Annotated in this window: 14 protein-coding genes; 9 read left to right on the plus strand and 5 right to left on the minus strand. The window is 35.8% G+C overall.

What is annotated here, in order from left to right; translation table 11 throughout:
• Positions 1–4 precede the first annotated feature (4 nt).
• The 6 genes from ACM40_RS20350 to ACM40_RS03160 all read left to right on the plus strand — a co-directional run bounded on the left by ACM40_RS20350 (position 5) and on the right by ACM40_RS03160 (position 8,853).
• Entirely contained in the window at positions 5–3,799 is a 3,795-nt protein-coding gene (locus ACM40_RS20350; RefSeq protein WP_131705322.1) for a hypothetical protein, read from the plus strand.
• 72 nt (positions 3,800–3,871) lie between these two features.
• A complete protein-coding gene (locus ACM40_RS03140) occupies positions 3,872–5,800 on the plus strand; it encodes a hypothetical protein (RefSeq protein WP_048501353.1) in 1,929 nt (642 codons plus the stop codon).
• A gap of 5 nt (positions 5,801–5,805) precedes the next feature.
• Complete coding sequence (locus tag ACM40_RS03145) at positions 5,806–6,663, plus strand: hypothetical protein (RefSeq protein WP_048501354.1); 858 nt, start codon at positions 5,806–5,808, stop codon at positions 6,661–6,663.
• Between the two features lie 154 nt (positions 6,664–6,817).
• The gene (locus tag ACM40_RS03150) at positions 6,818–7,738 is read left to right on the plus strand and encodes a helix-turn-helix transcriptional regulator (protein ID WP_040993314.1); all 921 of its coding nucleotides are present in this window, start codon (positions 6,818–6,820) and stop codon (positions 7,736–7,738) included.
• Positions 7,739–7,793: 55 nt separating this feature from the next.
• On the plus strand, positions 7,794–8,420 hold the full coding sequence (locus tag ACM40_RS03155; RefSeq protein ID WP_228376126.1) for an energy transducer TonB: 627 nt from the start codon (positions 7,794–7,796) through the stop codon (positions 8,418–8,420).
• A gap of 1 nt (position 8,421) precedes the next feature.
• Entirely contained in the window at positions 8,422–8,853 is a 432-nt protein-coding gene (locus ACM40_RS03160; protein ID WP_048501355.1) for a nucleoside deaminase, read from the plus strand.
• Between the two features lie 5 nt (positions 8,854–8,858).
• Here ACM40_RS03160 and ACM40_RS03165 read toward each other — a convergent pair whose 3' ends face one another.
• Positions 8,859–9,401 (minus strand): GNAT family N-acetyltransferase, encoded by a 543-nt coding sequence (locus ACM40_RS03165; RefSeq protein WP_048501356.1) that lies wholly within the window; start codon positions 9,399–9,401, stop codon positions 8,859–8,861.
• Positions 9,402–9,410: 9 nt separating this feature from the next.
• Positions 9,411–10,169 carry a type III pantothenate kinase gene (locus tag ACM40_RS03170; protein WP_048501357.1) on the minus strand — a complete coding sequence of 253 codons (759 nt, stop codon included), beginning with the start codon at positions 10,167–10,169 and terminating at the stop codon, positions 9,411–9,413.
• Positions 10,170–10,428: 259 nt separating this feature from the next.
• Here ACM40_RS03170 and ACM40_RS03175 point away from each other — a divergent pair, with 259 nt between their 5' ends.
• Positions 10,429–11,031 (plus strand): hypothetical protein, encoded by a 603-nt coding sequence (locus tag ACM40_RS03175; RefSeq protein WP_048501358.1) that lies wholly within the window; start codon positions 10,429–10,431, stop codon positions 11,029–11,031.
• 113 nt (positions 11,032–11,144) lie between these two features.
• On the opposite strand, the gene ACM40_RS03180 is transcribed toward ACM40_RS03175, so the two are convergent.
• The 3 genes from ACM40_RS03180 to ACM40_RS03190 all read right to left on the minus strand — a co-directional run bounded on the left by ACM40_RS03180 (position 11,145) and on the right by ACM40_RS03190 (position 15,520).
• Positions 11,145–12,983, minus strand: a complete 1,839-nt coding sequence (locus ACM40_RS03180) for a M1 family metallopeptidase (RefSeq protein WP_048501359.1) — start codon at positions 12,981–12,983, stop codon at positions 11,145–11,147.
• 158 nt (positions 12,984–13,141) lie between these two features.
• Entirely contained in the window at positions 13,142–13,618 is a 477-nt protein-coding gene (locus tag ACM40_RS03185) for a hypothetical protein (RefSeq protein ID WP_048501717.1), read from the minus strand.
• Between the two features lie 210 nt (positions 13,619–13,828).
• On the minus strand, positions 13,829–15,520 hold the full coding sequence (locus ACM40_RS03190) for a DUF6909 family protein (RefSeq protein WP_048501360.1): 1,692 nt from the start codon (positions 15,518–15,520) through the stop codon (positions 13,829–13,831).
• Positions 15,521–15,688: 168 nt separating this feature from the next.
• Here ACM40_RS03190 and ACM40_RS03195 point away from each other — a divergent pair, with 168 nt between their 5' ends.
• Positions 15,689–17,017 (plus strand): hypothetical protein, encoded by a 1,329-nt coding sequence (locus ACM40_RS03195; RefSeq protein ID WP_048501361.1) that lies wholly within the window; start codon positions 15,689–15,691, stop codon positions 17,015–17,017.
• Positions 17,007–17,411 carry a hypothetical protein gene (locus tag ACM40_RS03200; RefSeq protein ID WP_048501362.1) on the plus strand — a complete coding sequence of 135 codons (405 nt, stop codon included), beginning with the start codon at positions 17,007–17,009 and terminating at the stop codon, positions 17,409–17,411. The genes ACM40_RS03195 and ACM40_RS03200 overlap by 11 nt, the downstream gene beginning before the upstream one ends.
• Positions 17,412–17,461 lie beyond the last annotated feature (50 nt).

A 17,461-nucleotide genomic window follows, 5' to 3' on the forward strand; every position in this document is an offset into this window, starting at 1 on the left:
AAAAATGGCAACAAACAACACACCTCCAAAAACCGCATTTACTGTAGGCGGATCACTAATAGGAGAAGGCATCATTAATTATAAAGAAACAAATAGTATGAATACGACAAATAATGCATCCCAGACACTTTTCAGATTTGTGAGTTTAAGAAACCCACAATTAACGGAAACTAAAGACAAAAATTTAGGATTCATCCACAGACCTAAAGGAGTAGCAGGGATTTTTGACACTGCAGTCGCCGGAAGATCTGCCAAAGTCACTAAATTAGGAGAAATGAAAAGGGCTGCCAGCGGATTTAGTAATGCAGGCTTCGAATCAGAAAAGAAAATTGAGGAAGGAGCATTTGGGGATCTTCTTATTATCGGACGAAAACTTTCTAAAAAAGAAACATTAGATAGTAATGACTGGACTTACGTTACAGATTATTACAAAAACCTTATTAATGCCAATAAAGAGCTTAATGCACAGGGAGTTCAAACATTCTCTCTACTTTGGAATAATTTCATTTACCTGATTGTTACTCAGGGAGACTTTTACATTAAAGAAGCAGTCAGCAATATTCTCATGGCCCTCCAGCTTGGTTTTGCGAATAACCAGGATCTCACCGACCCGGAAATCATCAAGGTCAATGGTGAAAAACCATTAGAAAAAGCAATGGATGCGAAAGTAATATTACCAACCTTATTATTTTCAGAGGATTATTCGGAAACATCTTCTTCAAGTTCCAAGGCATCCGAAAGTCCATCTGAGCCGGTTCTTGGAACAAGAACTACCCAGAGACTAGAAGCTGAAGCTAGAACTTCTTTGGCCGCAGACAGAGCAATCCGTAGGAAAGAAGCTTTGGACAAACTGAATACTGAATTGGAAAAACTTCAGAAAAAATATCATAAATCCCGTTATCAAGCATATCAGGAAGCCTATTCAAGATATATGAATGAAAACAGGGAACGTTTGGATATCTACGAAAGAAAACTGGCCGAAGTTGAAAGTAAAATCACTCCGGAAACTACAGAAGAAGAAAAAATACGTCTTTATGACACATTAAAGGAATATGAAGTTCCTGCTTTTGAGTTTTCGTACCAGGATGAGATTAATTTAGAAGATTTGCAGGCAAAACTTTCTCCGGAATCTTTTGACCTTTTTGTAGAACTTTTCTCTGAATTTGATGCTGAGAAAGTATCTAAAGTTTCAGCTGAAGAAAGAGTTCAGTTCCTTCCTGAAAACACTCTAATGATTGGAGATCAAACCATTGTACTTGATGACTCAATACAAACTTATTCCGATGCATTAACAGGCGTACAGGATCATATTTCTTCAACAATGCAAAATGCGTTACAAAGCTCACCTCTTTCCCAGCAGCAGTATGTAAATCTAGGAGGTGCATCCATCCCTGTTTTACAAAATACGGCCAGAACGCCAATGGCATACAGCTTCCTTGCCCACAGCTCCTTCAGGCTTTCAGCAAGCAGAGGATTTGTTAATTTCTCTTTTGAGGTTGAAGATGCTTCATGGAGTGTAGCCAATGCTAAAATTATTGCCACGACAGATGTAGCAGGTGCTGTAGAAGAAAATTACAGCAATATCTATGTTGTAGATAACAAAATCACTTTACCGACAAGTTTAGTCGATAAGTTCAGAGACAGCTTAACCTTCAAAATAGAAATTATTTTTGACAACGGAAGTATGGCATATGGAGATATTGGCCAACAATATACAAAAGGCGATCTTAGCCTCACCGGAATGCTTATTCTGAAACGCGCCATTGAAAATCCGGAAAACCCAGGCGAACCTGAACCGGTAGTTATCCAGAAACGTAAAAATTTCGGAATCAAAAGACTTGGAGTTGCAGATTATCTGAAGGTAGTACAAAGCGTCCACGCTTACGTTCCGGGAGAAGTTTCCAATATTGAGAACGTGATGGCAAGTGAGTTGAGACATAAATCTTCTGTTTCAAGAGATTATTCTGAAATTACAGATACCACTTCCAAATCAGAGGAAACCGAGAAAATTTCAGATACTTCCAAGACTTCCAGAACAGATATGCAGACAGAAGTTGCCAAAGAGCTGGAAAAAGATCAAAGTATTACAGCCCATACAAGATACAGCTATGGAGCAGCTAAAACAGTCTTTGAAGTAGGTGCAGAATATGCCAATAATACAGCACAGCATGACAGTACAAGACAAGCCGTGATGAAATCCCAGGAGATTACAGAAAGAGCTATGGAAAGGGTTCTTACTAAAATTTCTGAAGAAAGGGTACAAAAAATCATCAAAGAATACACTGAAACCAACGTTCACGAATTCGATAACAGAGGAAAAGCTCTTACAACCAATGTACCACCACAGCACATCACAGGAGTTTACAGATGGGTTGATAAAAAGATGAAAAACCAGATTTACAACTATGGTAAACGTACTATGTTTGAATTTATGGTTCCTGAACCTTCAAGATTACACCGTCTGGCCCTTACCGTTGCCAAGGCTCAGGTGCTTACTGCTCCTGTAGATCCTAGAACAGCGCCGGAAAGAGCATGGACAATGCCGGATCCAAAATCCGCAACCATAGAGCAGATCCAGCACTGGGCACAGATTTACAATGTAGATTTGTCCGCACTTCCTGAAGTCAACAAAACAGTTTCAGATACAAGATCAAGCGGTGGAGATACAGCCGTTTTAGATTATTCTGTTCCTGCAAACTATGCTTGTTATTCAATTGATGGTTCGGTACATTATGTGAGACAGTCAGGATGGTTTAACAATGCCAGAGTTTCAGTATATCACCCAACTAATGGTAGTGAAATTTATTATAACAGTAATCCAGACGGACCAATTGGAGCTTCAGGCTTCTTACTTGAAAACTCTGTGAAGCTTACCTATAGCGGAAAGAGACTGAATACAGTTACAATATCATTAAACCTGCGTTGTAAACTTTCAGATTCATTCTTACAGACCTGGAAAACAGAAAACTTCAATGCAATTATTAAGGCTTATGAAGCTGCTTATGTAAAGTTCCAAGAGGATCAGGCAAGATTAGATGCAGAACAGAAAGAAAAAGAAGCAGCAGCTAAAGAAAGACAAGGTAATTTCTACCGTTATATGGAGCACGATGTTTTAAAACACAACTGTATTGCCTACTTACTACAGGATTACCTTAATTCAAATACATTAGGGTATGAATCAACAAACGGTGCTGAGGACAAAACTACAATGGATAATTTCCAGGTATATCTGAGTGAAAATCTGGATAAATATACCGCCCTTGCCAAATTTATGGAACAGGCATTTGAATGGGAAATTATGGATTATACCTTCTATCCATATTACTGGGCTAACCGTAAGAGCTGGCAGGAATTTTATCTGAGTGAAAGCTTAGATCCATTATTCAGAAGCTTCCTGCAGGCAGGAATGGCAAGAATCATTGTTACCGTAAAACCAGGCTTTGAAAATGCTGTGCAGTTCTTCCTGGAAACAGGTATTATCTGGAATGGCGGCGAAGTTCCGGTAATCGGGGACCCAATGTATATGAGTATTGTAGATGAGATGAGACAGCCGACTGGAGAACCTCAAGGTAAATACTGGATCACCAGAGTTCCTACAACGCTTACTATTCTTCAGGAAAGCTCCACAGGATTACCGGTGAATCCATTACATCCGCTTCCGATTTTCCCTGAAGATAATCCGGAAAATTGTGAGAATCCGTTGGAACTTGAATTTGAAACGAGTTTTAGATTGGATGAAGAGGCACAGTTATCACATAGTGATGAGCCTACAACATTACCAACTACAATTGTTGGATAACAATAACCTTAATGGCGGTGTGAAATATCACCGCTATTTTTTCACAATTTATAATCCTAAAATAATTAAAAAATGAAAAGTATAGATATTAGAAATCCTGCAACTATTGGAGTGGCAAATATTGATGTTTATAAAACAAATGATGAAAATAGCTTTTCTGATGAAGCAAAACTAGAATTTTACCGTTCCGCTAAAAGTTCACAAGGAATCATTGGAGCAAAAGATGATGAGTACAATGGAGAATTTGGGTTTGATACTTTCAACGAAAAGATAATGCCAAAATCTTATTTACCATATTATAAAGATATTGATGGAAAAGATATTAAAATCAATGATAGACCCAAATACGTTTGCTCCTATCTAAGTATTTATCCTCCAAAATTTGGGGCAAAAAAAAGTAAAGTCACCTTATATATCAAAGTAATTGATAAAAAAAATAAAAAAAGTAGTGGCGAAATTGACTTTATTTTTTCTAATTCTAAAAATGATGGTATAAACAATAACTTAAGTATTGTTGGAGGAAATAAAGTGAAGATTGAAAGCAATATAACTAAAACATTAATTATACAGTGTACCAGCGACTTTGATAATGACATTTATCTTGATGCTAAAATCGGAACTAAAAAAATTGGCAGAATAATTATTATGGCCAATTCAAAAATATACCAAACAACTATACAACCTGTGCTTATTAACTGGGGTACCACCGCATCAAAAACTGTTGATCCTATTGAACATGAAGAATTTGTTAAAAATTTAGAAATATACTTTAATAGTAACTCTTTTAACCAATCCTACATAATAGGAAAACTGGCTGAAAAGACACATTCTGTTACATTTTTAAAAAGTGATTTTACAAAGAAAGATGTACTAAAAGAAATGGCCGAAGAAACAGACCCTTGTGGAAGAATAAATAAAGGAGGACTTTTCGTTAATTATGGAAACAAAGGAGAATTCGTAAATGCCAGAAACTATAACGCATTAGTAGAGGAAAGATATGCAGCATTAAATTCAAATAATAAAGAAAAGCAGATAGCTAAAGAGAAACTAGATGTTGCTATGAAAGAGTTGATTAAAGTTTTTTCTAAAGATTTTAAATACGACAAACAGAGTAATCTGTCAAAAGCTAAAGAATTCCATAAAGATGCTGTTGTAACGAATATCTGGAAAAAACAGGAAGTTATAGATGCCTATAACAACTATGTAAAGTTACGAAAAGACTATAAAGGAAGCGTTTATTTGGATCATACTAAAACTATTTACGTATTCATAAATAAAAATATTGAAGGAGGAAGAGATCCTATTACAAAAACACAAGCTTATTCCTTAAACTCATCAGGAGTAGTACATGTTTTTAATAGCGCATATAATGACAAAGATAAATATGCATTAGTCATACATGAAATTGGACATGCCCTAAGCTTACAGCATACTTTTAGTGATCGAAATTCAAATACAATAAGTGAGAATACTAAAACTATACAAAAGCTTGAAAATGAAAAAAAGGAATTAGAGAATATTAAAAAAAATCTCGATCTCAGAAATTATTATGGTTTAGATAAAAAGTATCTGACCATTAAAACATTGATTGTTTATCATGATGAAACACAAACTCCAAGTATTTCCTATTTTGAAAGTGCTTTCTTAAATAACATTATTGGAAAAAAAGTAGAAAAAGAAGGTGATAAATCAATTATAGGTGTTATAGAAATTGAAAGTAATCCTAATCCGACTTCTGATATATCAATAGATGAAGAAATTACAAAAATAGAAGCTAACATAAAGAAACTAAAAGAGGAAAATAATAAACTGAAAGACCTAACAGGGGTCTTATCCCAAAGTAAAACATTAGAAAATATCATGGACTATAGACAACCAATAGACGCTACATGTGAAAAACCATTTAATGAAAATTTTCAATATAAGCTATTTTATCAATGGCAATGGAAAGAAATGTTGGAGACAGGAATAGAAAATGAGTATATTAGTGAAGTAAAATAATATCTATGAGAATTTTATCTTTGTTTACAATATTATTTAGTTTTTATCTGTATAGTCAAGAGTCTAAAATAGACATACGTCAGAGTCTAGATTCAAAGAAATATAACTTAAGCATTGACGGCAAATCTATTGCTATAGAAAAATATGACTCTTTACAAGTTGAAGGTAATTTTATAACCGGGAAGACAGGAACTAGCTGGGATGTCTATAATTTAACGGGTAAAATGATAAAATCTAGTCTAAAATCATATTACCCTTATTCATCGAATACTCTTCAGATTATTGATTCTTTTAATAAGGTGTATTTTATTGACGAAAGGGGCCGAGGAATAACTCCTAAAAAAAGAATACAGGCTCCTTTACGCCCTAATGATGAACTTGGCAACAGTACTTATGTTTCCTACACTATCATTAATGATCATCTTATCAAAGAAGTTTCTAAATATGATAAAGTAGATACTACTTATAGTTTGAAGTTTGACAAGATCCCACCTCAGAAGGCTGTCTTTGAAAGATTTGTAAATAATAAAAAAGAGATTTCTTTTGAAAGAGGATGGTATACAGGAGATATATGGGGAAAACTTGATCCTGATTTTGTGATCTTAAAAGAGGATAAAAAATACGGAGTATGGTCTTTATTAGAGGAAAAATATATATTTCCCCTAGACTTCGACAAAATCCAAAACTTTACCTCATATCTTTCCTTAGAAAAAAACGGACTATCTACATTCTATCCTAACATAGGCACTGAACCGAAATATCAAAAACTTGAGCCATATATAGAATATTTCGCCAGGTTCGAAACTCCTGATGGTAAAAAAGGCTGGGTGGATAGAAAAGGAAAAGAATATTTTGATCAATAATCAATAAGCCACAGTGTTTCTGTGGCTTATTATTTTTCTAAAAACTTTCTATAAAAAATAAAACACGACACGTTTTGTCGCATTAACCCTATATATTTGTCTTATAAAATTTTACCATGAAACGCAGCATAGCTGCCCTATAAAATACAGACGAATGAAAAAAGATTTTTATCTGACAAGATATGCCTTAATTATCAAAAGATTAGAAAGTTCTCCCGCTACCTATTCCCAGCTGGAGGACTATCTTTTAAACTCTTTCGAATTCCAGGATGCCGGGATCAAAAGCTATTCCATCCGTACCTTACAGAGAGATATCCGTGAGATTTCCGATCTTTTTAACCTTTCCATTCACAACAAGAAAAAGGGCGACAACCGGTATTATATTGAGAGCCGCCCCATCATGGAAGTGGATGAATATAACCAGAAATTGCTGGAATCCTTTCAGGTAAGCAACGCACTGAATCTTCATCCGGACTTTTCAGATTTTATCTTTTTTGAGAGCAGAAAGCCTACCGGCATAGAACATTTTTATGATCTTTTCTTTGCCATCCGTAACAAAAGAGTGGTTAGTTTTGAGCATTATAACTACAAAAACAAAGTCATGACTTCACGGAAAGTACATCCCTTGGCTTTGAAAGAATCGAAAGACAGATGGTATCTCATCGCGATTGACACTAAAGATAAAACTCTAAAGTCATTCGGATTAGACAGAGTCAATTATCTGGATGTAAGCAACAGCAAATTCCGTGAAAAATACAATTATAACTTCAGAGAACACTTTAAAAATGCTTTTGGAGTAATGAATCTTGCAGAGCAAAATCCTCAGAAGATCATTATGAAATGTAGCAGACACCAGGGAGAATACATCAGAAGTTTTCCATTGCACCAATCACAGAAAGAAACCAAAGAAACACCGGAAGAGATCTATTTTGAGTTCTTCCTCCACCCTACTTATGATTTTATGCAGGAGATTTTATCTTACGGAAAAGAAGTGACCGTTTTAGAACCGAAATGTTTAGTTGACGACATCCGTACCCATCTTCAGGAATCCCTGAACCGTTATTTAGAAAGCTAATATCAAAGGACAAAAAGTTCATATTTTTTATTTATATTTACATAAATATCCCGTTTTGAAAGCTTTATTCTTTAGCATATTCTGTTTTATTTTTTCATTTTGCTTTTCCCAGCAGAAAGAAGAATTCCGACAGGTTAAAAACTATTACAACCAGCACCGGAGTATGCTGAATACAGAGTTTAAAAAGAAATTTGATGCAGAACCTGATTCCTTTAAAAAAGCCAATATAAAGCTTGATTTTATGCTTTTCATGAAAAAGATGGACAGCATTGAAAATGTAGCGATGATAGGTACCCTGTTAAAAGTGAGAAACCTGGAAGACCTTCAGTCTTTGAAGAACAGCAAAGGCAAATCAGCAAGTGACACTGAAAAACAGGCCGTTTTTGAAAAATCTGCAGATTATCCCGGCGGGTTCAATACATTAAGACAGGAAGTTGCCGATCTTTTTTATACCGGCGGCGTTTATACCGAAACAAAAACGGTAAAAACCAATGTGGTTTTCATTGTTGAGAGAGACGGAAGCATCAGTAATGTACACGCACAGGGAGACAACTTCACATTCAACAGGCAGGCCGAAATTGCCTTGTACTCAGTTTCAGAAAAATTTTCTCCGGCCATTGTTAAAGGATATCCGGTAAGATATTACCTGAGACTTCCTTTAACTTTAACTATCGAAGACTAAAATGTTTACTGACGAATACTATATGAAAATGGCACTCCAGGAAGCAGAAGCCGCCCTGGAAAAAGATGAGGTCCCAATCGGATGTGTGGTGGTTTCCAATAACCGGATTATTGCCAGAGCCCACAATCTCACAGAAACATTGAATGATGTGACTGCCCATGCAGAAATGCAGGCCATTACTTCCGCAGCCAATTTCCTTGGTGGAAAATACCTGATCAACTGTACCCTTTATGTAACCATGGAACCTTGTGTAATGTGCTCAGGAGCCCTTTCCTGGTCACAAATCTCAAAAGTGGTGATTGGCGCCAGAGATGAGCAGAGAGGATTTATCAATAAGCATCTTTCTTTACACCCAAAAACCGAACTGGTAACAGGAGTGATGGAAAACGAGTGCTCATCTATCGTAAAAGAATTCTTTAAAAGTAAGAGGTAATTAAATCAGTTTTTATTTTTTAAAACAGAATACATCATAATATCAAAATATTCCTCCCCTTTTCTGACATGCTGCTTTAAAAGAGCTTCCTGCTCCATTCCAACTTTTTCCATAATTCTTCCGGATGCAGGATTCTGAAGGAAATAGGTAGCATAAATTTTATTGAGCTGTAACTCCTGAAATCCAAAACCGATCAGTGCTGTGGCGGCTTCTGTGATATATCCTTTATTCCAGAAAGGTTTTCCCATCCAATACCCCAGCTCAGCCTTATCATCTTCTCTGTCGTGAAGACCAATAGCACCTAAAATATTTCCTTCCTTATTTCGGACTGCAAAAGTATATCCTGTATTGTTCTCAAAGGATTCCCGGGACATTTTCATCCAGAATTCGGCATGTTCACGGGTATAAGGATAAGGAATATTGGAGGTAAGATCGGAGAAGATTTTATCCTGCAGATATTCGGTAACAAAAGGAATATCACCCTCCTGCAGCTGCGAGAGAATCAGTCTTTCTGTTTCTATTACTGGAAATTCTTTTAATGCTTTCATTATATAGCTCTATAAATCTTTCCCTAAGAAATAAAGTCCTTTCAGCGTATGGAGCCTGTCCATCACATGAATTTTCTCCGTTAACGGCTTATAAACATGGGAGACGCCACCTGTGGCCACTACAAAACAGTCGTCGTTCACCTCATCGTTGATCCGGTCTATAAACCCTTCCACCATTCCCAGAAACCCATACACCATACCGCTCTGCATGCAGGTTACTGTGTCCAGACCTAGTACGGATTTAGGTTTTTTCAGTTCAATATCAGGAAGCTGCGCTGTCTGGCTGATCAGCGAATTTAAAGAGGTTACAATTCCGGGAGCGATAATTACACCTAATGTTTCTCCGGATTCCGTTACACAGCTTGCTGTAAGGGCTGTTCCAAAATCGATGACGATCTTTTTCCTGTTTGGGTAAAGGTTGTGAGCAGCAACCAGATTGGCATAAATATCAGTCCCCATCTGTTTGGATTTTGCCTGAACGCCTGAAGGTGTAGATCTGTCCACAATTACCGGCTGGATACCGTGGATTTTTTTGATTGCTGAGCTGATGACCTTGGTAAGCTGAGGCACTACAGATCCTATAATCACTTTACTGATATCTTCCGGTTCTACTTTGTAGGTCTGGTAAAGCATGAGAATCTGCACATACAGCTCATCTACCGTTCTGTATGGCTTTGTATTGATTACCCATGAAATATCACAGTTGTCTCCGTTAAAAAGTCCGAATCTGATATTGCTGTTCCCTACGTTGATTACGATTGAATTCATTTATTTTTTAAGCTAATCTGGGTTAAAAAACAGTTGTAAAAATAACGCTTTATCCTTAAAAACAAGCAATATCTGTCTTATTTAGAACAATTGCTGATTCTGCATTTCTCTTCGTCAGGATAACATGCATTAAAGCATTGATTATATGCATTTATCATTAAATTGATGAAATTCCTTCTGAGAAAACTTAAATCTGGTATTTAAAAAATTGGAAACATTTAATTATCTTTAAATCTGAAAATATTTTTATCCTGTTTCCATGAGAAAATTGATCTTAATACTCCTCTTCTGTATTGGCCTGAATACTTTTGCACAAACCGGAAATCAGGTAAAAGAACTGTTCCTGAAAATAAAAAAGGACGCAAAGATTGACCGGAACGATACAGCCGTTTACGATATCCTGGATGAATTTTACAATAAAAATCTTCAGGCTGAAAATGATGAAATGACTCCTGAAACCATTCAGAGAATAGAGAAACTGGCATCCAACCCTGACACGAAGAATCTCCATATTTTATTACTTTTCCTGATGTATCAGCAACATATCAGCCGGACTTCCATGGTGGGTAAAGCACCGGATACAGAATTTCAGACTGAAACTATGACACTCCTTGAAAATGAAAGCCGTGAAATTTATGGAAAGGTTCCTGCTATTATTTATGTGTATAAAGCAGAAGCCCTGGACGGGGCGAAAAAAAAGGAAGAGGCCAAAACCGTTTTAGATCAGGGGCTGAAGGAATATCCCGATTCGGTTCCTTTAAAAGTATACCGTTACCTCAACACTAAAGATGAGGTTTTAAGAAACGATCTTGTAAAGAATCATCCTAATCACTGGATGGTACAGCAGTTTGGAATTAAATAGCCAATGGTGAATGGTGAATTTGCTTTGCAAGTGAATAGTGAATATTCCGATTAATAGCAATAATAATCCCACAGAGTTTTTCTGTGGGATTCATTTTTTATTGTATGGCTGTGCTATTTTACTTCCACAACATTATCTTCAATATTGACATCGGCCATTCTCTGGCTGAAATCTATTCCTAAAACAGACAGTTGAGCTTTTGTGTAAGGAATGGTCAGTGTATATTCTTTCTGTGTCCACGGCCAGTAAGGCATGGTTTTAAAATCTCCGTAGATATCTTTTTCCTTCCAGGTGTGGGTCATATTTAAAGGAATCTGATAAGTAACTATCTTTTTATCTGCTGTCATTACATTGAAATCAATAGGCATCGGAACCTGTCCTTTATTGACCAAAGTGATGGTTGTAGATTTGGCCTCATACTTCACATCTTTGATTCCGTAATCAATAGTTTTTGTAGTGTTGATCCAGTAATTCTGGAACCATTTCAGATCCATCCCCGAAACTTTCTGAGCAATGTGAAGAAAATCCCTGTCCGAAGGATGCTTCATATGCCATTGGTCATAATACTGTTTCAAGGTTTCTGCAAGATTTTGTTCACCCATGATGTAACCCAGCTGCACAAGGTATAATTCTCCTTTTACATAAGACGCATAGGTATAGGAAGTTCCGTTATCGTGATGGTCACCTAACCAAACGGCTGGTTCTTCAATTCCTTTCTTAACAAAATTTCTGTAAGCGTTCACCGTATTGGCAAAAGGATTCGGAAGTTCTTCAGGAAACAGCTGGTACATTACATATCCTTCTGCATAGCTTGTAAACCCTTCGTCCATCCATGGGCGTACTGATTCATTGGTTGCCAGCATCTGCTGATACCAGGAGTGGGCACCTTCATGAGCCATCAGCCCCATTAAACCTTTTATATCTTTGGCTTCACCCAAAATCATGGTACACATTCCGTATTCCATTCCACCGTCACCCCCTTGGATAAACGCATATGTGGGATATACATATTTTCCGAAATGACTGTTCATAATCTGGAAGTATTTGGTAACATAAGGCTGGGCTTCTTCCCAAACTTTTGTTTTGTCATTATTCTGATAAACAAAGAATACTTTCGGTCCTTCCGGAACATCAAAACTTTTTACGACATAATCCCTGTCTGCGCTCCATGCAAAGTCGAGCATATTTTTAGCAGTCCATCTCCAGGTTGCTTTTTTGCTTTTATCTGCCTTAATATTGGCTGCGGAATCATACCCTTTTACTTCAGCCGGGTTTTCGAGAATTCCTCCGGCTCCGATTATATAATCTTTATTGATTTTAATGGTCACATCAAAATCCGAGAACGGCGCATGAAACTCTCTTCCGATATAATCGAATGTGGCCCAGCCATCATAATCGTATTCTGCAATTTTAGGATACCATTGCGTCATCGTCATATCCACACCTTCCTTGTTGTTCCTTCCGCTTCGTCTGATCTGCTGAGGTATTACCGCGTCCCAGTCCATTGTAAAGGTTGTCGTGGTATTAGGATGAATAGGTTCTGCCAGATACACTTTCATAATGGTTTCCTGGATCTCAAACTTAAGATCTTTACCATTCTGCTTAATCCAATGGATATTTTGGGCACCTTCCTGATCTTTCGGAATAGAAGCCAGTCTTGAAACTCCGTCTTTCTGTAACCTGGAATCTCCGTTTTTCCCTTGTCCGGCCACTCTCTGATCCATCATTGAATTAGGCTTAAAGGCATTCCAGTAAAGATGAAAATATACCACATTCAGCTCATCGGGTGAGTTGTTGGTATATTCTAAAGTCTGGGTTCCCTGGTAGGTAAATTTTTCAGCATTAACATCAATGTCCATCTTGTATTTCGCAGCCTGCTGATAATAAGCTCCCTGCTGAGCCTGAAATTGTGAAATGATAAACGCAAAAAGGATTGCAGCCGATTTTCTCATTTAAAATTTATTTTTTTTAAAGGTAGGTAATTTATGTAAAACCTTCAAATGTGGAGTTATTCTGAAGGGTTCCTGTGGTACATCATTAATTTAGATGGGTTTTAATTCTCGTTATTAAAAAGATTTTTTTGAGATATTATTTTTTCGCCGGTGCTTCATTACTTTAAATTTGACTTCAATAGTTTTTTAATCAAAGTAATTTGACCTAAATGATAATAGCTATGCTCAATCATTCCATCAATATTCCTCAGATAGTTTCCATATTTTTCATCTACAAAAACCTCATCCAGCTTATTTTCCGGAAGCTTTTCGACTAAGGCGGCAAACTTTTCAGCATCTGTCCATAATTTATTTAAAAGCTCATGCCATTGTTCCGAAGATTCAATGGGCGGAAGATCAAAACTGAACTTATCTTTTATCTCGAGTTTTCCGCCTTCCAATACATTGACGATTCCTGCTATATAATAATGTATATGAAAGGTAAGCATAGCGATGGTGTTTAAAGAATCTACTTTCGTTATTGCTTGTTCCCATGTTACATCTGAAAGCTGGTCTTTAAAATTGGTATTGGCAATCCATAAACCGTCAAGTATAACTTCTCTGAATCTTTTAGCTAATTGTGATGGTGAGCTCATTGTTTTAATTTTCTTAAAGATAATATTTTTTCTCTCGTTGATTTTGGGGATGATGTAGATTTTGTTTTGCCACGAATACACGAATTTAATTGACATTCATATTATTCTTTATAAATAAGTATTTGTGAAAATTCGTGTATTCGTGGCAAAATAAAAAATCCCTCAAAGTTTTAAAAACCTTAAAGGATCATATTCTTATAATTTAAAAAATTATTTTTTAGCCGGAATTTCTTTTTTCCCGCTCTGTAAAATCTTTTCAAGGATTCTTAAAGTGATCAGATAGGTAGGCTTTACTCCTGTAAGCCCCAAACCTCCTGAAGAAAGTGTACTTCCTGTTTCCAAAGGATTATCCGAAGCATAGTAAGCATACATCACGAACAGATCCGGTGAAATGTGGTGTCTGATCTTGGAAGCTACCTGAATCGCTTTCTGGTAATGTGCCCCTTCCATTTCAAGACCGATCGCCTTCCAGGAAGTATTCATAAAATAAGAAAGGATATCCCTGTTTTGAAGTGATGTTCCTAAAACGGTAATCATCGGACCTTCAAACGCTTTTAACTCATCATCTTTAAAGTCGTCAAGCTTCAGAGCATTTTCAAACGGATAATTATCTGCTGTTCCTTCAAAGATGTGGGAAGTAGGGATCATAATATCTCCTTTTCCTCCGGCAAGAATTCCTGCTTTACCCATGATGGAAACAGATTTTACCTTCATCATATAAACTTCTCCCTTATGTTCGTAAGGTCTCAGCAACTCGTCCATTACTTCATAGGCCTGTTCTCCGAAAGCATAGTCGAAAACCATGATCACATCGTCTCCGCCATATTTTATTCCGCTGAACGGGGTATTTTTAAGATCCGTTTTGCTTAAATCAATAATCTGAACATCAATATTACTTCCGCTCTTATCATTAATATAAATCATGCCTTCTTCCAAAGCATATTTGGAAACTTTGTCGCGAAGTTCTTTTTTATCAGAAATATCTCCGTAAAGTTTATAATCTACTTCTTTGTGGTCTTTTTTCTTTAAAGCATCATTTCCGTACAGCATATTTTTCACGGAGTGCATGTTTGCGGAAATAATATGCAGAGGTCTCATGTGAAGATCGTTTTCAAATAAAACTTCTTTCACTTTGTTGGCCCATTTTTCACCAAAATAGTGATGTCCTACCCTTTCCTTTAATATAGCACTGAAATGAATTTCTCTTTCTCTGGTCTGCTTTGCGTCTTCCAGACTTACTTTTCCCAGGTTGTAGATGATCTTAAATAAGCGGTCAGGATTATTGTCATCCCCAAAAGAATTATAAGCGTTCAGAGTTTCTTCAAAGGTTCTTCCTATTAAAGAAGATAAGTGGATAAGAGCAACCTCTTTTTCTTTTCTGCTGAATTTTTTTTCACCTTTTACTACTTCCTCAATAATTTTAAAAGCACGTGTCGGTTTCCAGTTTTCATCCTGAATGAAAGCCAGATTCCTTACTTTATCCGCTTCTATAAATAAGAAGGTTAAGTGAGTAAGAATGTCATAAATTTCAGAACGTCCCAAAAGAACTTCAATATTCATCTGATGCTCGTCTATCCTGTAACAGTTTCTTCTTCTCTTTTTAGGTACAATAGGTTCGAAACTTCCTTTATCAAAACCCTCATCTGATGTAAGATGAATAAAAGCACATTCTTCAATTCCTTCCGGAAGCCTGTCTAAAACATACATCAAACCATTCAATTCCAATTTATTAGGAATATTCATGGTACCATAAATCTCTGGATTGATCGTCTTCAACAAACTTCTGATACTTTCTCCTGAAACACCGGCAGGTTTAAAAAAACCTCTGTAAAAGAGGTGTCTCATAGAAATATACAATCTTTCAATTGCTTCCGTTGTTTCTCTAGCTCTAGAATTTGTCATAAAATAAATTTCACACAAATATACAAAATCTTTGTCCACTTTATTTTAACTGTCTTTTAACAAGTCGTTTAAAACATATTCTTCAGGCCGATAGATATTTGTTTTAATACGTCGAGATTTGGCGTCTTCTAAGGTTAAGTTTGTCATAATCATAATAAAAATATACAGATGAGCTATCCAAAAAGATTAGGGTTACAAACCCAATATCCATCGATAAGTATTTCAAATCTCACACAACAGAAAATAGTAGCCGTAAATGGTAGTGAAGAAGAAGCAGATGTTTTTTTTCTCAATAAAACAGAACTTAATACGGTAAAAACCCTTTTTCAGATTCGTAATGCAAATTATTACAGAAAACATATTAAACCAGTTCAGTTATCAGATTATTCTACAGATATTTTCCCTAAAGAAAGGGTTTTTATTGTAGGGAAAATATTTCCGGTAATCAATATTCTTTTCAACTACACAGGAGTAAAAGATGTGGAGCAAAACATCAATCCACTTGTTATAGAAATTGTAGAGGGAGCTTCTAAAGTAAAATACTTTGATTCTTCCATACATAATTCAAAATATATGAATATCGATGGAGGCAAAATTAAAATACTACTACCCAAAAATTATGTTGGCAATAATTTCCCTCAATTGATGTACGATTTCCTCACCAATAAAAATTCTGTAGAAAAATATATTGGAGGAGAATTTCCTGATTATGAAACTTACAAGCTTGCTTTACGAAACAAAGCTATAAAAATAGAAGACTGGAAAGGACAGGATGGTTCATGGCTCACAAAAGACCGGGCAGAAAATAATGATACCTGGAGAAGAGCTTATTCTTATATTATTGAACACAAAATACCAGGAAGACTTGCTCCTTTCAAGCAAATTTATGACTTTTACGAGGGGGTAGACTGGAATATTAAAAATCGATTCAGCCATGATGTAAAGTGGTGCAAAGGAGCTAAAGGACTGGTAAAAGCATTATCAAATTCGCTGGAAGGAGGCAATAGCTTTTTGGCAAATGATGTTGAAACTATTCTCAATGAATTAAATTTAGGTATTTGTGATTTTGCAATAACCAAATTTCATGAGCTTATGTATGGTCAATATGCTAAAACTCCTTTAAAAGGAGATGCGGCCTATATCTGGGATAAAGAATTTATTCAACATGAACAAGGGGTTATTGCTCCGCCTATTTATGGAAAAACAGCTTCTTCCACTATATCCAGATTTCAGAATATGGCTGACAAAGACCCTCTCGGCGGATGGCATGGAGCCGGAGCTCAAGCAATTAGTTGGTTCAATGATATTGTTCCAGCATTCGATGATTTTACACCTAATGCCAAAGTAACAGATTCACAATTTAGGATAGACTTACCATTATTAATGCTATATTTATACAAGCATAAACCAAAATGGTATGGATTTAAGGGCAAACTAAATTCAGATGGAACTGTAAATAATGAAATTGTAAAAATTATTAAACCTTATGAAAAATAGATTAAGCAAAATTTCTCTTTTCTGGAAAATATGGATTTGTCATATATTTATATACTTCCCTATCAGAGCTGTCTTTTTTTTGTTTCAGCTTGATGAAGCACCAGATTTTACTCAAATTGTTAAATCAATTCTGATTTCACCTTTTGCCGGAATTTATGGCTTATTTGATAAGTTTCCGCTGGTAATTATTCTTCAGATGCTGGTGATGTTATTTATCAATGAAGTTATTTCTTCTAAAAAAGTACTACCTTATCTTATCATAACTTTAGCAACTCATATTGTATTCTATGCATTTGATATTTATGACATGGATTTTTTTAAGCCATTTCTCTATTCGTTTTTTATTTTTCTGCCCATCTTTTTATTTATTTTTAGGAAAAATCTCAAGAATTAGTTTAAAATAATTGTAATTGTAATTTTAATTTGATATATATTACAAGAGAC

It is taken from the genome of Chryseobacterium sp. BLS98, from assembly GCF_001045445.1.
Lineage (GTDB): Bacteria > Bacteroidota > Bacteroidia > Flavobacteriales > Weeksellaceae > Chryseobacterium.